The sequence below is a fragment of the Knoellia sp. p5-6-4 genome (assembly GCF_029222705.1).
In the GTDB taxonomy this organism is placed as follows: Bacteria; Actinomycetota; Actinomycetes; order Actinomycetales; family Dermatophilaceae; genus Pedococcus_A.
This window is the reverse complement of record NZ_JARGZF010000002.1, coordinates 791,680-809,496: the sequence shown is the minus strand read 5'-3', so window position 1 is coordinate 809,496 and position 17,817 is coordinate 791,680. Positions and strand designations below refer to the sequence as shown.

The 17,817-nt window shown below is 72.8% G+C and carries 17 protein-coding genes and 2 pseudogenes; 13 read left to right on the top strand and 6 right to left on the bottom strand.

From position 1 onward, the window contains the following. Window positions 1-39: 39 nt before the first annotated feature. From P2F65_RS15315 to P2F65_RS15300, 4 genes are all read right to left on the bottom strand, one after another. Window positions 40-372, bottom strand: coding sequence for a hypothetical protein (locus P2F65_RS15315; protein ID WP_275809549.1), 333 nt, complete (start codon window positions 370-372; stop codon window positions 40-42). Further along, window positions 369-521 (bottom strand): hypothetical protein, encoded by a 153-nt coding sequence (locus P2F65_RS15310; protein WP_275809546.1) that lies wholly within the window; start codon window positions 519-521, stop codon window positions 369-371. Before P2F65_RS15310 ends, P2F65_RS15315 begins: the two co-directional genes overlap by 4 nt. A 103-nt stretch (window positions 522-624) precedes the next feature. Further along, window positions 625-828, bottom strand: coding sequence for a hypothetical protein (locus P2F65_RS15305; RefSeq protein ID WP_275809543.1), 204 nt, complete (start codon window positions 826-828; stop codon window positions 625-627). 246 nt (window positions 829-1,074) lie between these two features. After that, window positions 1,075-2,415, bottom strand: a complete 1,341-nt coding sequence (locus tag P2F65_RS15300; protein ID WP_275809541.1) for a recombinase family protein — start codon at window positions 2,413-2,415, stop codon at window positions 1,075-1,077. Between the two features lie 162 nt (window positions 2,416-2,577). Between P2F65_RS15300 and P2F65_RS15295 the strand changes: the two genes are divergently transcribed. The 10 genes from P2F65_RS15295 to P2F65_RS15250 all read left to right on the top strand — a co-directional run bounded on the left by P2F65_RS15295 (window position 2,578) and on the right by P2F65_RS15250 (window position 10,311). Then, window positions 2,578-2,787, top strand: a complete 210-nt coding sequence (locus P2F65_RS15295) for a hypothetical protein (RefSeq protein WP_275809538.1) — start codon at window positions 2,578-2,580, stop codon at window positions 2,785-2,787. Window positions 2,788-2,832: 45 nt separating this feature from the next. Beyond that, a complete protein-coding gene (locus tag P2F65_RS15290) occupies window positions 2,833-3,234 on the top strand; it encodes a TadE family protein (protein WP_275809535.1) in 402 nt (133 codons plus the stop codon). Window positions 3,235-3,338: 104 nt separating this feature from the next. Continuing rightward, entirely contained in the window at window positions 3,339-3,740 is a 402-nt protein-coding gene (locus tag P2F65_RS15285) for a pilus assembly protein (RefSeq protein WP_275809532.1), read from the top strand. Further along, window positions 3,737-4,264 carry a pilus assembly protein TadG-related protein gene (locus tag P2F65_RS15280; protein WP_275809529.1) on the top strand — a complete coding sequence of 176 codons (528 nt, stop codon included), beginning with the start codon at window positions 3,737-3,739 and terminating at the stop codon, window positions 4,262-4,264. Before P2F65_RS15285 ends, P2F65_RS15280 begins: the two co-directional genes overlap by 4 nt. 99 nt (window positions 4,265-4,363) lie before the next feature. Beyond that, entirely contained in the window at window positions 4,364-5,569 is a 1,206-nt protein-coding gene (locus tag P2F65_RS15275; protein WP_275809527.1) for an acetyl-CoA C-acetyltransferase, read from the top strand. Between the two features lie 2 nt (window positions 5,570-5,571). Then, the gene (meaB, locus tag P2F65_RS15270) at window positions 5,572-6,534 is read left to right on the top strand and encodes a methylmalonyl Co-A mutase-associated GTPase MeaB (RefSeq protein ID WP_275809524.1); all 963 of its coding nucleotides are present in this window, start codon (window positions 5,572-5,574) and stop codon (window positions 6,532-6,534) included. 120 nt (window positions 6,535-6,654) lie between these two features. Continuing rightward, on the top strand, window positions 6,655-8,190 hold the full coding sequence (locus P2F65_RS15265) for a serine/threonine-protein kinase (RefSeq protein WP_275809521.1): 1,536 nt from the start codon (window positions 6,655-6,657) through the stop codon (window positions 8,188-8,190). A gap of 94 nt (window positions 8,191-8,284) precedes the next feature. Further along, window positions 8,285-8,887, top strand: a complete 603-nt coding sequence (locus P2F65_RS15260; RefSeq protein ID WP_275809518.1) for a GNAT family protein — start codon at window positions 8,285-8,287, stop codon at window positions 8,885-8,887. Continuing rightward, window positions 8,809-9,966 (top strand): GNAT family N-acetyltransferase, encoded by a 1,158-nt coding sequence (locus tag P2F65_RS15255; protein ID WP_345803704.1) that lies wholly within the window; start codon window positions 8,809-8,811, stop codon window positions 9,964-9,966. Before P2F65_RS15260 ends, P2F65_RS15255 begins: the two co-directional genes overlap by 79 nt. A gap of 36 nt (window positions 9,967-10,002) precedes the next feature. Then, entirely contained in the window at window positions 10,003-10,311 is a 309-nt protein-coding gene (locus P2F65_RS15250; protein WP_275809512.1) for a thiamine-binding protein, read from the top strand. Between the two features lie 18 nt (window positions 10,312-10,329). On the opposite strand, the gene adhE is transcribed toward P2F65_RS15250, so the two are convergent. Beyond that, entirely contained in the window at window positions 10,330-12,978 is a 2,649-nt protein-coding gene (gene adhE / locus P2F65_RS15245) for a bifunctional acetaldehyde-CoA/alcohol dehydrogenase (RefSeq protein ID WP_275809509.1), read from the bottom strand. Between the two features lie 146 nt (window positions 12,979-13,124). Between adhE and P2F65_RS15240 the strand changes: the two genes are divergently transcribed. Both P2F65_RS15240 and P2F65_RS15235 read left to right on the top strand, forming a co-directional pair. After that, window positions 13,125-16,256 (top strand): FtsX-like permease family protein, encoded by a 3,132-nt coding sequence (locus P2F65_RS15240; RefSeq protein WP_275809506.1) that lies wholly within the window; start codon window positions 13,125-13,127, stop codon window positions 16,254-16,256. Continuing rightward, window positions 16,253-16,786, top strand: a pseudogene (locus P2F65_RS15235) (ATP-binding cassette domain-containing protein); the annotation flags it as partial. The gene P2F65_RS15240 and the pseudogene P2F65_RS15235, both read left to right, overlap by 4 nt. A gap of 169 nt (window positions 16,787-16,955) precedes the next feature. Here the strand turns inward: P2F65_RS15235 and P2F65_RS15230 are convergent. Next, a pseudogene (locus tag P2F65_RS15230) lies at window positions 16,956-17,081 on the bottom strand (septum formation initiator family protein); the annotation flags it as partial. Between the two features lie 25 nt (window positions 17,082-17,106). On the opposite strand from P2F65_RS15230, the gene P2F65_RS15225 reads away from it, so the two are divergent. Then, entirely contained in the window at window positions 17,107-17,811 is a 705-nt protein-coding gene (locus P2F65_RS15225; RefSeq protein WP_275809504.1) for an ATP-binding cassette domain-containing protein, read from the top strand. Window positions 17,812-17,817 lie beyond the last annotated feature (6 nt).

The following is a 17,817-nucleotide window of genomic DNA, read 5'->3' as shown; positions in this document are numbered from 1 at the left end:
TCTGGCTGCATGGCCGCCTCTTGGGCGGCGGCAACCGCATCATCGAGCGAGCCCACGGGTCTTCCCCCTCCTCAAATGACGAAGGGCATTGCCGAGGCATTCGGCGAAGAGATCCTTGTTCACCCGCTGGAGCAGGCCGCTGTCGACCGACCGCAAGTACTCCAGGAGGTGCCGCGCCTGCTCGGGGTAGGCCTTCATCTCCTCGGCGGTGATGCCCATGCGGTCAAGAAGCTCGGCGTCGCTAGGTCGGGTCGGGAAGGCCTCGAGCCATCCCTCGATGAACTCGCCGACAGATGGGTCTGCGTCCGCCCATATATCGGCGATCCTGCGGAGGCGATCCGCTCGGCCGGCGGGCCACGGCTCGACGGTCACCAGTCGTCACCGCCGTCGTCCTCGGAGGACTGGCCCTCGTCGAAGAGGCAGTCCTCGCACTCGGAGGAGCAGAGGCAGTCGCCGTAGAAGTCGCCGCAGCAGTCGCAGGTCTCCTCCGCGCCGGGGGAGTCAATGGTCGTCTGGCTCATAGCCGAACGCCCTTGAAGATCAGGACGATCCGATCACGCTGCTCAGCCGTCAGGGGAGGCGCTTGGGCCACCAGGCGGCGGACGTAGGCCTCCACGTCCGGGCTCATCGCCGGGTCCGTTCGTCCACAAAGGCCTTGAGCCGCGCGGCTTGGTCGTCGTCGAGGTCGCCGTACTTGTCGAGAGCCTCGGCGGCGCGGATCACGCCCATCTCGGCCTTGAGGCGGCCAGCCTCCTCGTCCTGGCGCCGGTTCAGCGCGGCAAGATGGAGGCCCCGTAGGCGGGCAAGTTCGTAGGGGCTGACTTCCATCGGGCATCACCTCGTCTGAGGCGCCGCGGTACTCCGCGCCCCAGATCAGCGCCGCCGGGCCGAAGAGGTCCGGCGGTCCTCAACCCCCCCGAGGGATTAGGGGATCGGGTTGAGGGCCCAAGGTGACTTACATACTGGCAAGTCCCAAGGCAGGTTGCCAGCCGGTTTCCGGGCCGGCCACCATCTGAGCCCCTCGCCAAAGGCGTTCTGGTTCAACGCCTTTGGGTATACCCCGGGTATACGGGGCTAGCCGCGCCGCCACCTGATGTCGAGGTGCCGGGGGCTGAACCGCGCGCCCTTGCCCGCCGGGAGGACCCGCACTTCGAGGAGCTCGCGGACGATGGACTTCCGGGCCGTGACCCCGAGCTGGGCCCACGTCCCTCTGGCGTCCTCTGAGGCCGCGAGCCGGCTCCCGGGACTCTGGCCCAGGGCAGCCTGGATCCGGTCCTCGAGGGCGCCCAGGCGGCCCCCCAAGGCGCGCGCCTGTTCCCGCACCTCGGCCACCGGCAGGAGGCCTTCCGCCAGCAGGGCGGCGAGGTCCCTCTGCCTCGTCCGCAGGACGTCGGCCTCGGCCTGGAGGTCTGCCACGTCCTCACCGCTGGCGAAGAGGCCAGCGGCGTCGGGTCGCGACAGGCGCTCGAGGATGACCGCCTCGACGATGGCCTCGATGGGCGCGGCCAGCCTCGAGAGGTGGAGGCCCGGGCACCGGAGGATCGGGCCCCTGGGGGAGGCCGACGCCATCATGGTCTCGTCGCAGATGCCGCAGACGGCGATGCCCGACAGGAGGTGCTTCGCCTTCGTGGAGGTCTGCTTGCGTCGGGCTGGGTCGCGGAGGATCGCAGCCAGGGCCTTCTGGGTGTCGTCCTCGATGATGGCGGGCCACGCCCCCTCTCCGACCCTTGAGCCCCGGTAGACCGCATGGCCGGCGGTCCTTGGGTTGAGGAGGAGTCGCCGGATCCCCGTAACGGTCCAAGCCGAGCCGGTGGAGGTCCTGACCCCGCGGACATTGAGGTCCTTCACGATGGAGGCGAGGGTCGCGCCTGCCAGGACCCGCGCGGCCGCCTTCCTCAACTCGGCGGCCTCGGCCTCGACGACGACGATCTGACCGTCCTCCCTGTCGAAGCCGAAGGGTCTCCTGGTCCAGCCGACCTCGCCGGCCTCGGCCCGCTGCCGGTTCGCCGCGGCCTGGCGGAGGGCCTTCTGCTCGCCCTCGTAGGTAGCCCATGCGGTGATGGTCCGGGCCACGGCTCGGCCGGCAGGGTTGGACAGGTCGAGCTCCCCGGCCTTGACGGCGTGGACGGGGACGCCAAGCTCGATGACCCGCTCGAGGTCCTTGGTCAGGCGGACGAGACGGTCGATGTGCCAGACCAGGATGGCCTCCGGGCTCGCCTTGAGGAGGGCCTCGAAGCCCGGCCGCGCGGCGCCCGTGGTAGCGCTGATGTCGTTGTCAGAGAAGACCTTGGCCACGCGCCATCCCTTGGCTCGGGCGAATGCCCTGCACTCCTTCACCTGCCGGTCGATGGCCATGCCTGCGCCGGTCCGGTCGAGGGACTGGCGGGCGTAGACGAAGACTTCCCTGGGCGCCACAGGGGCATTCTCTAGCAATGGGTGTCCCTGTCCACAGGGGTCCCGGTCGTCTTCATGGTCCTGCCGGTGACCGTCCTGTTCGCCGTCTTCCCCGGCTTCTCACTGCTCCGCTTCACCCTCTGACCGAGAGCCCGACAGCAACCCCAGGAGAGGAACCACCCCATGGAGACGATCACCAGATCACTGGTCCGCACGCGGCGGGCCGCGCAGCAGGTCACCGGGCACCCCGCCTCCGGAGAGCGCGGCGACGTGCCGGGCTGGGTGCTCATCACCCTCATGACCGCGGGCCTGGTCAGTGTGCTGTGGGCCGTCGCCGACGACCAGCTGCAGACCCTCTTCCAGCGGGCGATGAACTCGGTCACCGGTCCCTGAGACCGGGCGAACGGCAAACCCCGGTGACGGATGGGAGACGCGACGATGGCGAGCCCGAGCCCGAGCCCCGCGCCCGGACACGAGCGTGGCAGTGCCGTGGCGGACTTCGCGATGGTCTCCGGCCTCGTGGCCGTGCTCTTCGTGGCCGTCTTCCAGCTGGGCCTGGCACTGCACATCCGCAACACCCTGATCTCCTGCGCCGCCGAGGGCGCTCGTCTCGGCGCCCGCGCGGACGCCGACCCTGCGGACGGCGCTGACCGCGCGCGCGAGCTCATCCGGGCCTCGCTGTCCGACCGCTACACCGGCCAGGTCACGGCCCGCGTGGTCGACGTCGGCGGGGTGCAGGCGGTGGCGGTCGACGTCGCGGCCCCGCTTCCCGTCATCGGCCCGCTCGGGCCGGATGGGCGCCTGCGGGTCACCGGGCGGGCGTTCCTGGAGGGGCAGTGACACGGTCCGTGCGTGGCGAACGCCGATGCCGGCTCACGGCGCTGCCTGCGCGCCGGTGGGCGGCGGGGCGGGCCACCGCTCACCCGGGGGAGGGCGGCAGTGCCGTGGTGGAGTTCGTCTTCCTTGCCGTGCTGATGCTGATCCCGCTCATCTACCTCGTCATGACGTTGGGACGGCTGCAGGCAGGTGCGTATGCCGTGTCGGCCGCCGCGCGGGAGGCCGGGCGTGCGTTCACCACCGCCACCACACAGGCCGACGCCGAGCGGCGCGCCGAGGCGGCGGCCGCGATCGCGTTCGAGGACCAGGGCTTCGGCGACACCGGCCGGCTCACGCTGGCCTGTGACGGGACGCCCTGCCTTCGAGCGGAGGGGCGCGTGGAGTTGACCACGGTGGTCACCGTGCCACTGCCACTGGTCCCGTCGTTCGCCCGGGACGTCATCCCTCTCGAGGTCCCGCTGAGCGCCTCCCACGTCGCGGTGGTCGACCGGTTCCGAGGCCGGCCATGAGCCCTCCGTCGTCCCGACAGCCTCGGGCGACCGGCGCCGGGCACTCGCCCGTGGCACGGCTGCGCGCACGCCTCGTCCGCGGGGGCGCCTCGCGGGAGTCCGGTCAGGTCACGCTGCTCATCCTCGGGTTCACGCTCGTGGCGGCCATGCTCGTCGTGGGCACCGTGGCGGTGACCTCGGTGCAGCTCTCGCGGATGCGCCTGCTCGACGCCGCCGACGGCGCCGCCCTCGACGCGGCGGACTCGCTCGACGCGAGGGCCTACGAGGGCGGGCTGGGCGATGCCGTCCCCGTCAGTGACGAGACCGTTCGCGCCACGGCCGAGGCCTACCTCGCCGAGAGGCCGCTCCCGGTCGGCATGCTGGACTGGCGGGTCGCCGCGGGCACCGGGTCGCCCGACGGCCGCAGCGCGGTGGTCCGGCTGGTCGGTGAGGCCGACCTGCCGCTCGTGGGCGGCGTGCTGCGCGGACTGGGCGGTTCGGTCACCCTCACCGTCGAGTCCACCGCGCGCTCCGACCTGCAGTGAGGCCCGGGGCGGAGGTGGCGAGGGCCACAGGCGACGGCCGGTGTGCCGCGGCTAGAGTTGCGAGAGGAATCTCGACCAACGGCGCTGGAGGCTCATCTCATGTCTGACCGTCCCACCTCAGTGATCGTCGCGGGTGCGCGCACGCCGATGGGCCGCCTGCTCGGCTCGCTCAAGGGCTTCTCCGGCGCCGACCTCGGCGGGTTCGCGATCAAGGGCGCCCTGGAGAAGGCCGGCGTCAGCCCCGAGCAGGTCGACTACGTGATCATGGGCCAGGTGCTGCAGGCCGGCGCCGGCCAGATCCCCGCCCGCCAGGCCGCGGTCAAGGCCGGCATCCCGATGAGCGTCCCGGCCCTGACCATCAACAAGGTCTGCCTCTCCGGCATCAACGCGATCGCCATGGCCGACCAGATGATCCGCGCGGGCGAGTACGACATCGTCGTCGCCGGCGGCCAGGAGTCGATGACCAACGCCCCGCACCTGCTCGAGAAGTCCCGAGAGGGCTACAAGTACGGCGACGTCACCGTGCGCGACCACATGGCCTTCGACGGCCTGTGGGACGCCTTCACCGACCAGGCGATGGGCTCGCTCACCGAGGACGCCAACACCGGCGACGTGGCGTTCACCCGCGAGGAGCAGGACGAGTTCTCGGCCCGCAGCCACCAGCTCGCCGCCAAGGCGTGGAAGGACGGCCTGTTCGACGACGAGGTCGTCGCCGTGTCCATCCCGCAGCGCAAGGGCGACCCGCTGGAGTTCAAGGCCGACGAGGGCATCCGCGCCGACACCACGCCCGACTCGCTCGGCAAGCTGCGCCCGGCGTTCGCCAAGGACGGCACCATCACCGCCGGCTCGGCCTCGCAGATCTCCGACGGCGCCGCCGCCGTGGTCGTCATGAGCAGGGCCAAGGCCGAGGAGCTCGGCCTGGCCTGGGTCGCCGAGATCGGCGCCCACGGCATCGTGGCCGGCCCCGACTCGTGCCTGCAGCAGCAGCCCGCCCTGGCCATCGAGAAGGCCTGCGCCAAGGAGGGCATCAGCCCCGCCGACCTCGACCTCGTCGAGATCAACGAGGCGTTCGCCGCGGTCGGCCTCGCTTCGGCCAAGATGCTCGGCCTCGACCTCGACAAGGTCAACGTCAACGGCGGTGCCATCGCCATGGGCCACCCCATCGGCATGTCCGGCGCGCGCATCGCCCTGCACCTCGCGCTCGAGCTGAAGCGCCGCGGCGGCGGTGTCGGCGCGGCCGCCCTCTGCGGCGGCGGCGGCCAGGGCGACGCCCTCATCGTCCGCGTCCCGAAGCAGAACGGCTGACCTTGGCCGCTCGCACCGTCGACGTCCCTGCCCTGGTCGAGTCGGCCAGGGCAGGCTCGCCCCGGGCCGTCGCCCGCCTCATCTCCCTCGTCGAGGACGGCCACCCGGCCCTGCGCGAGGTGATGGCCGCGCTCGCGCCCCACAGCAGCACCGCCCACGTCATCGGCATCACCGGCTCCCCCGGGGTCGGCAAGTCCACGAGCACCAACGCCCTCGTCGGCGCCTTCCGGGCCCGCGGCAAGCGGATCGGCGTGCTGGCCGTCGACCCGAGCTCGCCGTTCTCCGGCGGCGCGCTGCTCGGCGACCGCGTGCGCATGCAGGACCACGCCCTCGACCCCGAGGTCTACATCCGCTCGATGGCCTCGCGCGGCCACCTCGGCGGTCTGTCGTGGACCACCCCGCAGGCGCTGCGCGTGCTCGACGCCGCCGGCTGCGACGTCATTCTCGTCGAGACGGTGGGCGTCGGGCAGTCCGAGGTCGAGATCGCCGGCCTCGCCGACACCACCATCGTGCTGCTCGCGCCCGGGATGGGCGACGGCATCCAGGCTGCGAAGGCGGGCATCCTCGAGATCGGCGACGTCTTCGTGGTCAACAAGGCCGACCGCGAGGGCGCCGACGCCACCGTGCGCGACATCCGCCACATGATCAGCCTCGGCGACCGCACCGAGCCCGGCCTGTGGCGTCCGCCCGTCGTCAAGACGGTCGCGGCCAAGGGCGAGGGCGTCGAGGAGGTCATGGAGGCCCTCGACAAGCACGTCGCCTGGATGGAGGAGACCGGCACCCTGCGTGACCGCCGGGTGCGCCGCGCCGGCGACGAGATCGAGTCGATCGCGCTCCAGCAGCTGCGCGCCAAGATGGGCGACCTGCGGCACGGCAACGGCGTCGACGAGCTCGCCGCCGACGTCGTGGACGGCAAGACCGACCCGTATGCCGCCGCAGACCAGGTCGTCGCCGCCCTCGCCTGAGAGCAGCCGGCGCCGGGGGCGCCCGCCACCTGCGAAGATGATCCGTTTGCCCGGTCCCCGTAGGGTGGGGGGTCGACCGAACGGTCTACCCGTCGACCAAGCGGTCACAGAAAGGACTCCATGGACCCGCAGCTCATCGCCGGTCGGTACGAGGTGCAGCGCGCCATCGGGCGCGGCGGCATGGGCACCGTGTGGCTCGCCCGCGACAATCGGCTCGGCCGCGACGTCGCCGTGAAGCAGATCGGGGCGCTGCCGGGGGAGTCGGCCAACGAGACCCGCCGCGCGATGCGTGAGGCCCGCTCCGCTGCCGCCCTCAACCACCCCAACGCCGTCGCCGTCTACGACGTTGTCGACCACGAGAACGCGCCCTGGCTCGTCATGGAGTACGTCGAGGGTGAGACCCTCGCCGACCTCATCGCACGTGAGGGCGCGCTCGACCCGCGCCGGGCGGCCGACATCGGTGCGCAGCTGGCTTCTGCCCTGTCCCGCGCGCACGAGCGGGGCATCGTCCACCGCGACATCAAGCCCGGCAACGTGCTCATCGACCGGTCCGGCAGGCCGAAGATCAGCGACTTCGGGATCGCCCGTGGTCTCGGCGACGAAGCGCTCACCCAGACCGGCTTCGTCACCGGCACGCCGGGCTACCTCTCGCCCGAGCTGGCCCGGGGCGAGGACCCCGACGCGGCCTCCGACGTCTGGGCGCTCGGCGCCACGCTGTATGCCGCGGTGGAGGCGCGCCCGCCCTTCGCGCCACGGTCGAACCCGATCGCGCTCCTGCAGGACATCGCCAGGGGCGAGCCCCAGCCGATGCAGCAGGCCGGTGAGCTCGGCGGCGCCATCGAGGCGATGATGCACATCGACCCCGCGCAGCGCTGGGACATGTCCACCGCTGCTGCCCGCCTGGGCCAGATCGGCAGCGGAGACCTCACCATGCCCCTCGCGGGCGCCGCCGCAGCCGCGGCGACCGAGGTCATCCCCGCTGCCCAGGAGCCCACCCAGGCCATGCCTGCGGCCGGTGCCGCGGCGGCATACGGACCGCCCACCCCGGACCCGACGCCGCTGCCTGCGGCGGTGCCGCAGAACGGCGGGGACGACACCCGGCGCTCGCGGCGCTGGGTGCCGCTGCTGGTCGCGGCACTGCTGCTCCTCGCCCTGGGCGGGGGCTACCTCTTCAGCCAGCTCGGTGACGAAACCGGCACCGCCAGCCCCAGCGGCACGCCGTCGACGACTGCGCCGGCCACGACCACGCAGGAACCCAGCCCCACCACGTCCGAGCCGCCCACGACGACCACCGAGCCTCCGACCACCACCACGACGACCACCGAGGACGCCGCGGTATCGGACCGGCAGATCGAGCAGTTCGTCCGCGGCTACTTCGCCGAGGTCACCAGCAACCGCGACGCGACGTGGGAGCAGCTCACCCCGCGCATGCAGGCCAAGGCGGGCGGTCGCGACGGGTACGAGGAGTTCTGGAGCGGCATCGACTCCGTGGACGTCAAGAACGTCAAGGCCGACGCCGAGGCGCTCACCGCCAACGTCACACTGGTCTACCAGAAGGGCGACGGCGACAAGAGCACCGAGAAGAAGGTGCTCACCTTGGTGCAGGACGGGGACAGGCTGCTCATCGACCGGGAGGCGAACGGCGGCGGGGACTGAGCCCTGAGCGCGGCCCCGCGGCCCTCACCGCGGCCCCAGCGGTCCTGCGCCAAACCTGTGGCTCGCCGGTGAGGCGCCCACTACCGTGCGGCCCATGGCCACGGTCACCTTCGCCGACAAGCCCACCCTGACCGGGGAACGGGCCGTCCTGCGTCCGTTCCTGGAAGCCGACCTCCCAGCGCTGGCCGAGGCCATCGCCGACCCCGAGGTCGGGCGCCTGACCGGCAGCGTCAACAGCAGCGCAGCGGTGCCCGACGCGGCCTTCGGCGAGGAGCGGCTGCGTGGGTGGTACTCCACCCGGGGCGAACAGGACGACCGGCTCGACCTCGCGATCGTCGACGCCGCGACGGGTCAATGCGTCGGCGAGGCCGTGCTCAACGAGTGGGAGCCGGAGAACGCCTCCTGCAACTTCCGCATCCTCATCGGCCCGCGCGGCCGCGACCGGGGCCTGGGCACGGAGGCCACGCGGCTGCTCCTCGCCCACGCCTTCGAGGTGGTCGGGCTGCACCGGGTCAGCCTCGAGGTCTACGCCTTCAACCCGCGGGCCCAGCGGGCCTACGAGAAGGTGGGCTTCGTCAGGGAGGGAGTGCGCCGAGACGCGCTGCGCTTCGACGGCGAGTGGGTCGACTCCGTGCTGATGTCGGTGCTGGCGCCGGAGTGGGAGCAGCACCGGGGCAGGCCACAGCTGCCCGGCTGAGGTGCCCACGGAAAAGCGTTGGCACACAGCACAGGCGGCTCCCTACCGTGGAAGCCATGCAGATCCGCCCGGTCGAGCTCGACGACGACGCCGAGTTCCGGCGCTTCCACGAGGTCATGGACAGCGCCGAGCGCTTCGAGCGACCGCTCGCCGGCATGTGGTCGCTGGAAGAGGCCCGCATCCTCTTCACCGAGGGTGACCCGGCCGAGCACGTCTGGGGCGTCGTGGCCGTCGACGGGGACGAGATCGTCGGTGCCGGCATGGCGAGCCTGCCCAAGCACGACAACCGGCACATGGCCTGGGTCATGCCCTGGGTCGAGCCGCAGCGGCGCCGCCGAGGCATCGGGTCGGTGGTTCTCGAGCACCTGCTCGAGCGGTGCCGCGCGGAGCGGCGCACCCACCACATCATCGAGACGTCCTACCCGTTCGAGCGTCGCGACGACCACCCCTACCGGCAGTTCGCCGAGAAGCACGGCTTCACGCTCGCCAACACCGAGATCCGCCGGCACCTGCCGCTTCCCGTCGACGAGGCCGAGCTCGACCGGCTCATCGCCGACTCGGCGGCGCACCACGAGGGCTACTGCATCGTGTCCTTCGACGGGCCGATCCCCGACGACCTCGTCGACTCGCTGTGCCGCACGAAGTCGCAGCTCGGCGTCGACGCCCCCACCGGCACCCTCGACTTCGAGGAGGAGCGGATCGACCGCGACGTGCTGCGCGAGCGAGAGGCACAGCTGCGCCGGCAGGGACGCACGATGATCTCGACGCTCGCCGTCGCGCCGGACGGCGAGGTGGTGGCCTACAACGACCTGGTGATCCCGCGCGACGACCCACCGAACGTCTACCAGTGGGGCACCCTGGTGCGGCGCGACCACCGGGGGCACAGGCTCGGCATGGCGGTCAAGGCTCGCGGACTCAAGCAGCTGCAGGCACACCTCGGCGACGCGCTGGGCACCACCCGCACCCGCATCTCGACGTGCAACGCCGAGCAGAACGCGCACATGGTGGGCATCAACGAGCGCCTCGGCTTCCGGCCGGTTGAGGTGTCCCCGTGCTTCCTCCGTGTCGACGCCTCCTGACCTCCGGTCTGCCGCGCGCAGGCATACGGTGTGGGCATGCTCGTCGCCTTCTCCGTCGCCCCGTCCGTCGCCGCCGACTCCACCGGCTCGGTCAGCGAGGCCGTCGCCGCCGCCGTGAAAGTGGTGCGCGAGTCGGGCCTGCCCAACCGCACCGACTCGATGTTCACCACGATCGAGGGGGAGTGGGACGAGTGCCTGGCCGTGGTGAAGGCGGCCGTCGACGCCGTCGCCGCCCACGGCCCGCGCGTCAGCCTGGTGCTCAAGGCAGACATCCGTCCGGGCCACACGGGCGAGCTGACCGGCAAGGTCGAGCGGCTGGAGGCGGCGATCGAGGCGCAGGCCTGAGCGCCGCCCCGAGCCGGGCTAGCCGTGGTAGCCGCGGCGGAGCAGCTCGGTGATCTCCGCCAGCAGCGGCATCCTCGGGTTCGTGCGGTTGTCGAGGTCCTGGAAGGCCGTGAACGCCAGCTCCGGCAGGGCGGCCTCGAACTCGACCTCGTCGACTCCGGCCTCGGCCAGCGTGCGCGGCATCTCCACGGTTCGCAGCAGGCCGTCGACGGCGTCGAAGAGGCGCCTCCGGCTGGTCTCGGCGTCGCGACCGCCGAAGATCACCCGGCCGAGCATCGCGTAGCGCTCGGGGGCGACGTAGGCCGAGTAGCCGGGTGCGGGCATGAACTTCGTGGGCAGGCTGCTGTTGTAGCGCAGCACGTGCGGCAGGAAGATCGCGTTGGCCCGGCCGTGGGCGATGTGGAAGCGGGCCCCGACCGCGTGGGCGAGGGCATGGTTCACGCCGAGGAAGGCGTTCGAGAAGGCCAGGCCCGCAAGGGTGGCCGCGTTGGCCATGTCGGTGCGCGCCTGCAGGTCGGCGCCGTCGCGGTAGGCCTTCGGCAGGGCGTCGAAGATGAGCCGGGCCGCCTGGACGCAGAACGCGTCGGTGTAGGGGGAGGCGAAGATCGAGACCGCCGACTCCAGCGCGTGGGTGAGGGCGTCGACCCCGCTGTCGGCCGTCACCCGCGGCGGCATCGACACGGCCAGCAGCGGGTCGACGATCGCCATGTCGGGCGCCAGGCCGTAGTCGACGAGGGTCTCCTTGCGCTCTCCGACCGTCACGATGGCCGCCGGGGAGACCTCGGAGCCGGTGCCGGAGGTGGTGGGCACGGCGACGAGCAGCACCGGGTGGCGCGCGTCCTTGGGGTAGTCGGCCACGCGCTTGCGCGGGTCGAGGAACGGCAGGGTGAGCTCGTCGAGGTCGGTCTCGGGGTGCTCGTGGAAGAGGCGCATGGTCTTGGCGGCGTCGATGACCGACCCGCCGCCGACGGCCACGAGGAGGTCGGGCTGCACCCGGCGGAGCAGCTCCACACCGCGTCGGATGACGTCCTCGCCCGGCTCGGGCTCGACCTCGCTGAAGACGTGCACGTGCTCGGCGCGCAGCATCGCCCGCACCTGGTCCACGACCCCGCGCTCCTCGCACAGGGCATCCGTGACGACCACCGCGGTGCTGGTCTCGAGCTCCCTCAGGTTCTGCAGGGCACCGGCGTTGAAGAACGTCTGGGACGGCACACGGAACCACTGCGGCGGGGTGCGCCGGCGCGAGAGCACCTTGACGTTGAGCAGCTGCCGGTAGTTGACGTTCTCCGTCGTGGACGAGCCGCCCCAGGTGCCACAGCCCAGTGAGAACGTGGGCGTGAGGTTGTTGTAGACGCCGCCGAGGGCGCCGACCGCCGTCGGCGCGTTGACGAGGATCCGGCCGGTGCGCAGGGCCTTGCCGTATGCCGCGATGACCTCGTCGTCGTTCGCGTAGATCGCGGAGGTGTGGCCCAGTCCGCCGTGCTCGGTGACCATGACGGCGGCGGCGATCGCGTGCTCGGGGTCGGGGGAGCGCACGATGCCCAGCACCGGCATGAGCTTCTCCCTGAGCAGGGGGTGGGCCGACAGGGCCTTGAGGTCGGTCGGAAGGGGGGCGAGCAGCACCTTCACCGACGCGTCGACCTCGAAGCCGGCGCGCCGGGCGAGCTCGGGAGCGGGTTGGCCCAGGGCGGCGAGGTTCACCGGGTCGGTGCAGCCGAAGGCGAACTCGGCGAGCTGCTCGGTCTGCTTCCTGGTCAGCAGGTGCGCGCCCATCCGCTCGAACTCGGCCATGGTCTGGGTGTAGACCGGCTCGTCGATGATGCAGGTCTGCTCCGCCGGGCAGATCACCGAGGCGTCAAAGGTCTTGGAGATGAGGATGTCGACGACCGCGCCCCTGATGTCGGCGGTGCGGTGCAGGTAGATCGGCGCGTTGCCCGGGCCGACGCTCAGGGCGGGCTTGCCGGCGGCGTTGGCCAGCGCCACGATCTTCGGCCCGCCGGTCACCCAGATGAAGTCGATCAAGGGGTGCTTGAAGAGGTAGTGGGTCACCTCGCGGGCGGCGTCCGGGATGAGCTGGAGCGCACCCGGCGGCATACCGGCCGCCTCGGCGGCCTCGCGCACCACCTCGAGGGCCTCGGCCGCGCAGCGGGTGGCCATGGGGGAGGGGCGGAACAGCACGGCGTTGCGGGTCTTGGCAGCCACGATCGCCTTGTACAGCACGGTCGAGGTGGGGTTCGTCACAGGCGTGATGGCCAGCACCACCCCGATCGGGTCGGCGACGAACTCGATGTTGCGCTCGACGTCCTCGTCGATGACGCCCACCGAGCGCTTGTCCTTGAGGTAGTCGTAGAGGAACTCGGTCGCCACGTAGTTCTTGACCACCTTGTCCTCGAAGACGCCGAAGTGGGTCTCCTCGATCGCGCTGCGGGCCAGCCGCGGGGCGGCGCGCACGCCGGCGCGCACCATCGCGAGCACGATGCGGTCGACCTGCTCCTGGTCGAGCTCCCGGAAGCGCCGGGCCGCCTCGGCAGCAGTGTCGACCACCGCGTCCACCTGGGCCCGGCGCTCGGGGTCGAGCAGAGGCGGCGCCTGGCCCGGTGACGTCGGCGCGGACGGCACCGGCCCGGTGGCTGCGGACACAGCAGGAGTGGGGCTTGTCGTGGTCATGGGGCCAGCCTTGCCAGCGTCTGCTCCGGCGGACAGGGCCCTTCGCCCCGCTGGGCGGTGCGCCCACCCTCGATCGTTGCCAGACCGTGGCCCGCAAACCCCGTCCTCGCGGAGCCCGCGAGCCCTAGGGTTTGGTTGGTCGGACGGTGGATCTGCGAAGGAGGCTCGTCGACGTGTGGGCGGCCATCCGCTACCGCCGGGCGCAGGCAGCGGCCCTCATGCTCCTCTCGGCACTCATCGCCACCTGCGCCGCGCTCGCCCCTCTCTACACCCGGGCCCTCGAACAGGGGCTGCTGCGCCAGGCCGTCTTCGAGGCGGACCCTGCCGACACCGCCCTGACGGTCAAGGCCACCCGCACACCCACCGCCCCCGACCTGGCCCTGCCCCGCCTGTCCGAGGTCGTACCGGCCGGGGTGCGTGAGCTGCACCAGCCCGGCATCGGCACCTACAACGGCCAGGTGGTCTTCCAGGTCTTCCCGAACCGGCCCGGTGCGCCGCTGGACCTCATCTACCGCGACGGCATGTGCGAGCACGTCCGCATCACCGCCGGCGCGTGCCCGGCCGCCAAGGGCGAGATCGCGGTGACGGCGGCCGAGGCGGCCTTCTGGCAGTGGGCGCCGGGGGACCGCTTCACCGTGACCGAGCGGGACGCTCCGACGGGAGCGGTTCCGCAGGCACTCACGGTGGTCGGGGTCTACGAGCAGGTGCCCGACGGCGCCTACTGGATGCGCCTGAAGCTCGACGGCCGCTCGGGCGGCACCATCGACGGCGGAGACACCCCGGCCCTCGACTCGTGGATCACCGCGGCCCAGACCTTCGACGGGGCATGGGGCAACGCGCGCCTGACCGTGCAGTACCCCTTGGACCGCGCGGGCCTCACCCTCGACGACGTGCCCTCCGCGGCGCGTGCCATCGCGCAGACCCGTGCCGACTCCGGCTCGATCGAGGTCGAGAGCCCCATGGCCACGCTGCTCGCCGGCATCCGTGACGGTCAGCAGCAGGTGCGGCTCGTCGTGCCGCTGCTCATGGCCCAGCTCGCCCTCCTCGCCGCGGTGGTGCTGCTGTCGGTGGCCGCAGCCGCGGTCGAGCAGCGCCGCCCCGAGGTGGCGCTCGCCCGCCTGCGCGGGCGCAGCCGCGACGGAGCGAGGTGGCTGGTCGTCAGCGAGCTGGGCCTGACCGTCCTGCTCGGCCTGCCGCTGGGCCTGGCGCTCGCGGTCGGCCTCAACGAGGCCGCCCGACGCGTGCTGCTCCCACCTGGCGTTCCGTTCGAGTTCCCCCTCGGCGTCCTCCTCGCCCTGCTCGCCGCGGCCGCCGTCGGCCTGGGCGCGGTGTGGCTCGCCGCGCAACCCGTGCTCAGCGAACCCATCTCCTCGCTGCTGCGCCGGGTGGCCCACGCGCGCGCCAGCCGGCGGCTTCCCGTGGTGGACATCGTGGTCGCCGCCCTGGCCGCGGCCGGGCTCGTCGGCCTCGCCACGACCTCCGACGCCGGACCGCTCGCGCTGGTGACGCCGACGCTGCTGTCCCTGGCCGCCGGGCTGGTGGTGGCGCACGTCGTCGTCCGCGCCGCCGCCTCCGCGGGCGCCACGCACGTGCGGCGCGGACGCGTGGGACCGGCGCTCACGGCATACCAGCTCGCCCGACGCCCCGCGGTGCGCAAGGTGCTCACCATCATCACGGTGGCCACGGCGCTCGCGGTCTTCGCCGCCAACGCCGTCACCGTCGCCGACCGCAACCGGGAGGCGAGGGCGCAGCTCGAGGCGGGGGCGCCGGTGGTGCTCCTCACCGACGCGGTGGAGCCTGCCTCGCTCCAGCGCGCGCTCGCCGCGGTGGACCCCACGGGGGGCGACGTGACGCCGGTGGCGATCGTGCGCCCCCGCGACGTGTCGGCGACGGCCACCATCGCCGTCGTGCCGCGGGGCTTCGAGGAGGTCGCCTTCCCGCCACCGCACCAGGAGGCCCTGAAGCTGGCGGCGCTGGCGCCACCGGCCGTCGAGCCGGTGCGGCTCGACGGCACCACGCTGAGCGTGACCGTCGAGCCGTCTCTCACCGTCACGGAGGCCGGTGGGGGAGCCCCTGCACCGGCCGGACGGGTGCTGCTCGGCATCGTCGTGACCACCCCTGACGGCCAGCGCCTGACCCGCGACCTGGGTGTGGTGCCGCTGGGCAGCCGGCGGCCGGTGGAGCTCGCCGCCCCCGTGCTGTGTCCGGACGGGTGCCGTCTCGACTCGCTCACCGTGCGGGCGGACCTCACGCCCTCGGGCCCGCGCGGCAACCCGTGGGAGGCCAACCGCCAGGAGAGCACGGCCGTGGCGCGGGGGCAGCTGGCGCTGTCGGGCATGGCGCTGGACGGGCGCGCGCTGGACATCGGTGAGGCCGACCGGTGGCAGCCCTCGCTGAAGGTCGATGCCGCCCCCGACGACCAGCTCCGGGCGGCGGAGGGCTCGAGCGCCGAACGGCTCGTGCTCGACGTGGTCAGCTCCGGTGTGGTGCTCCGCCTCGCCCACGCCGACGTCCCGGCCAGCGTTCCGGCCGTCCTCGCCGGACCGGTGCCGCCCGGCGGCACGGTGCAGCAGTTCACCGCCTCCGGCCTGGCCGGCCTGCCCACCACGATGACCCGGACCCAGGAGGCGCCGGCCCTGCCCGTGCTGGGCGACCGCGGCGTGCTCGTCAACTACGAGACCCTCGGCCGGCTGGGAGGGCGCCTCGCCGGCTCGGGCAGCCTGCAGGCATGGCTGGGCAGCGACTCGCCGGCCCTGGTCGAGAAGGTGCGAAAAGGCCTGTCGGACAGTGGGATCAACGTCCTCAGTGTGCGCTCCTACGCCGAGACGAAGCAGTCCTACGACCGCTCGGCCGCCGGTTGGGGGCTCCAGCTCGCCCTGGTGACCGGCGCCCTGGCGCTGCTCATGGCGGCGCTCGCCGTGGTGGTGGTCGCCGCCACCGGCTGGCGAGCCGTGGCGAGGGACTTCGCGGCGATGCGGATGGCAGGGGTTCCGCTGCCCGTGCTGAGGCGGGCCGCCCGCAGCGAGCAGCTCGTCGTCGTGGGCGTCGGGGTCGGCGTGGGCGCGGTCAGCGGGCTGCTCGGTGCCCACCTGGCGATGCCCCTCATCCCGCTCTTCAACCGGCCGGCGCCGGTGCCCGCCCTCGACCTGTCGCCCGCCTGGCCCGCCGTCGCTGCTGCGACGCTGCTCGCGCTGCTGCTGCTCGGCGCGGTCGGGCTCGTCGTCGCGCGCTCGCTCGGCGGGCGCTTCACCCTCGGCCGGATCCGGGAGCTGCTGTGAGCACGACCCTGAACGCGCCGGCGGGCCTGACGGTCAGCACGACCGGGCTGGTGCACATCTACCGCGCGGAGGGGCACGACGTCGCGGCGCTCTCGGGCGTTGACCTCACCGTCGGCGCTGGCGAGATGGTCGGCCTGCTCGGGCCCTCCGGGGCCGGCAAGTCGACGCTGCTGACCCTGTTCGGCGGCCTGCTCCGGCCCAGCGCCGGGCGCATCCGGGTGGGTGAGCGCGAGCTGTCGACCATGAGCGAGGAGGAGCTCGACGAGTTCCGCTCCGCCGACGTGGGCCTGGTCCTCCAGGGCGCGGCTCGCAACCTGCTGCCCTACTTGAGCGCCCGGCAGAACGTGGAGTTCGCGCAGGCAGCCGCCCAGTCCCGCCGACGCGAGCTGCCCACTGCCGCAGAGGTGCTCGAACTGGTCGGGCTCTACGAGCGCTCGAACGCCCCGCTCGGCACCCTGACGCCGGGCCAGCTGCAGCTCGCTGCGGTCGCTGTCGCGGTGGCGACCCGCCCGGGTCTGCTGCTCGGCGACGAGCCGACCAGCCAGCTCGACCACGAGGCGCGCGACACCGTGCTCGACGCGCTGGCCCAGATCAACTCCGAGATGGGCACGACGGTCGTCGTGGTGACGCACGACCCCGAGGTGGCAGCCCGTATGCCGCGCACGGTCACCATCCGCGACGGCCGGGTCGGCGGCGAGGGCCGGGCGGGGCAGGAGTTCGCCGTGGTCGCCGCCGACGGGTCGCTGCCGCTTCCACCGCACGCCATGGAGGCCTTCCCCCCGGGCGCCCTGGTGCGGGTGCACGAGGAGGGCGGTGTGTGGACGATCCACCGAGAGGACGGTCAGGGCCAATGAGTGCGGGAGCAGGTGCCACGGCTGCGTCGACGAAGGTGGCGGGCGCGCTGGTGGAGGTCGAGGACGTCACCGTGGCCTACGGGCCGGTCGTGGCGGTCACCGGCGCGAGCCTGGTGGCGCGCCCCGGCCACCTCGTCGCGGTGACCGGGCACTCCGGGGCCGGCAAGTCCTCGCTGCTGTGGGCGGTCGCCGGGGCCGTGCCGCTCGCCCGGGGCGTCGTGCGCATCGACGGGGAGGAGGTCCGTGGTCGCGACGACGGCGCGGCGCGGTCGGCCGCGCTCATCCCGCAGGGCAACGGGCTGGCGACCATCCTGTCGGCGCACGAGAACGTCGTGATGGCGCTCGTGGCGGCCGGCGTCGGGGCCGACGAGGCGGTGGCCCGCGCCGACGCTGCGCTCGCCGCCGTGGGCCTCCACGAATCGGGGGGCCACCTCGTCGAGGAGCTCTCGGGCGGCCAGCAGCAACGCGTCGCGGTCGCCCGCGGGCTGGCCCTGCAGGCGCGGGTGCTGCTCGCCGACGAGCCGACCTCCGAGCTCGACCACGACAACCGCGAGAAGGTGCTGGCCCTCCTGCGGGCGCACGCCGACCGCGGGGCGGCCGTGGTGATGGCGACGCACGACCCGGAGGCGGCCGCACAGGCGGACAGCGAGCTCCACCTCGATGATGGACGACTCACGCTCGTGCGGTCCGCGCCGCACTAGCCTGTC

Excerpts from the sequence above, each read along its gene's own strand:
- P2F65_RS15310 (WP_275809546.1), bottom strand. The coding sequence starts at position 521 with ATGAGCCAGACGACCATTGACTCCCCCGGCGCGGAGGAGACCTGCGAC.
- P2F65_RS15305 (WP_275809543.1), bottom strand. The coding sequence starts at position 828 with ATGGAAGTCAGCCCCTACGAACTTGCCCGCCTACGGGGCCTCCATCTT.
- P2F65_RS15295 (WP_275809538.1), top strand. The coding sequence starts at position 2,578 with ATGGAGACGATCACCAGATCACTGGTCCGCACGCGGCGGGCCGCGCAG.
- P2F65_RS15290 (WP_275809535.1), top strand. The coding sequence starts at position 2,833 with ATGGCGAGCCCGAGCCCGAGCCCCGCGCCCGGACACGAGCGTGGCAGT.
- P2F65_RS15280 (WP_275809529.1), top strand. The coding sequence starts at position 3,737 with ATGAGCCCTCCGTCGTCCCGACAGCCTCGGGCGACCGGCGCCGGGCAC.
- P2F65_RS15275 (WP_275809527.1), top strand. The coding sequence starts at position 4,364 with ATGTCTGACCGTCCCACCTCAGTGATCGTCGCGGGTGCGCGCACGCCG.
- P2F65_RS15265 (WP_275809521.1), top strand. The coding sequence starts at position 6,655 with ATGGACCCGCAGCTCATCGCCGGTCGGTACGAGGTGCAGCGCGCCATC.
- P2F65_RS15260 (WP_275809518.1), top strand. The coding sequence starts at position 8,285 with ATGGCCACGGTCACCTTCGCCGACAAGCCCACCCTGACCGGGGAACGG.
- P2F65_RS15250 (WP_275809512.1), top strand. The coding sequence starts at position 10,003 with ATGCTCGTCGCCTTCTCCGTCGCCCCGTCCGTCGCCGCCGACTCCACC.
- adhE (WP_275809509.1), bottom strand. The coding sequence starts at position 12,978 with ATGACCACGACAAGCCCCACTCCTGCTGTGTCCGCAGCCACCGGGCCG.
- P2F65_RS15225 (WP_275809504.1), top strand. The coding sequence starts at position 17,107 with ATGAGTGCGGGAGCAGGTGCCACGGCTGCGTCGACGAAGGTGGCGGGC.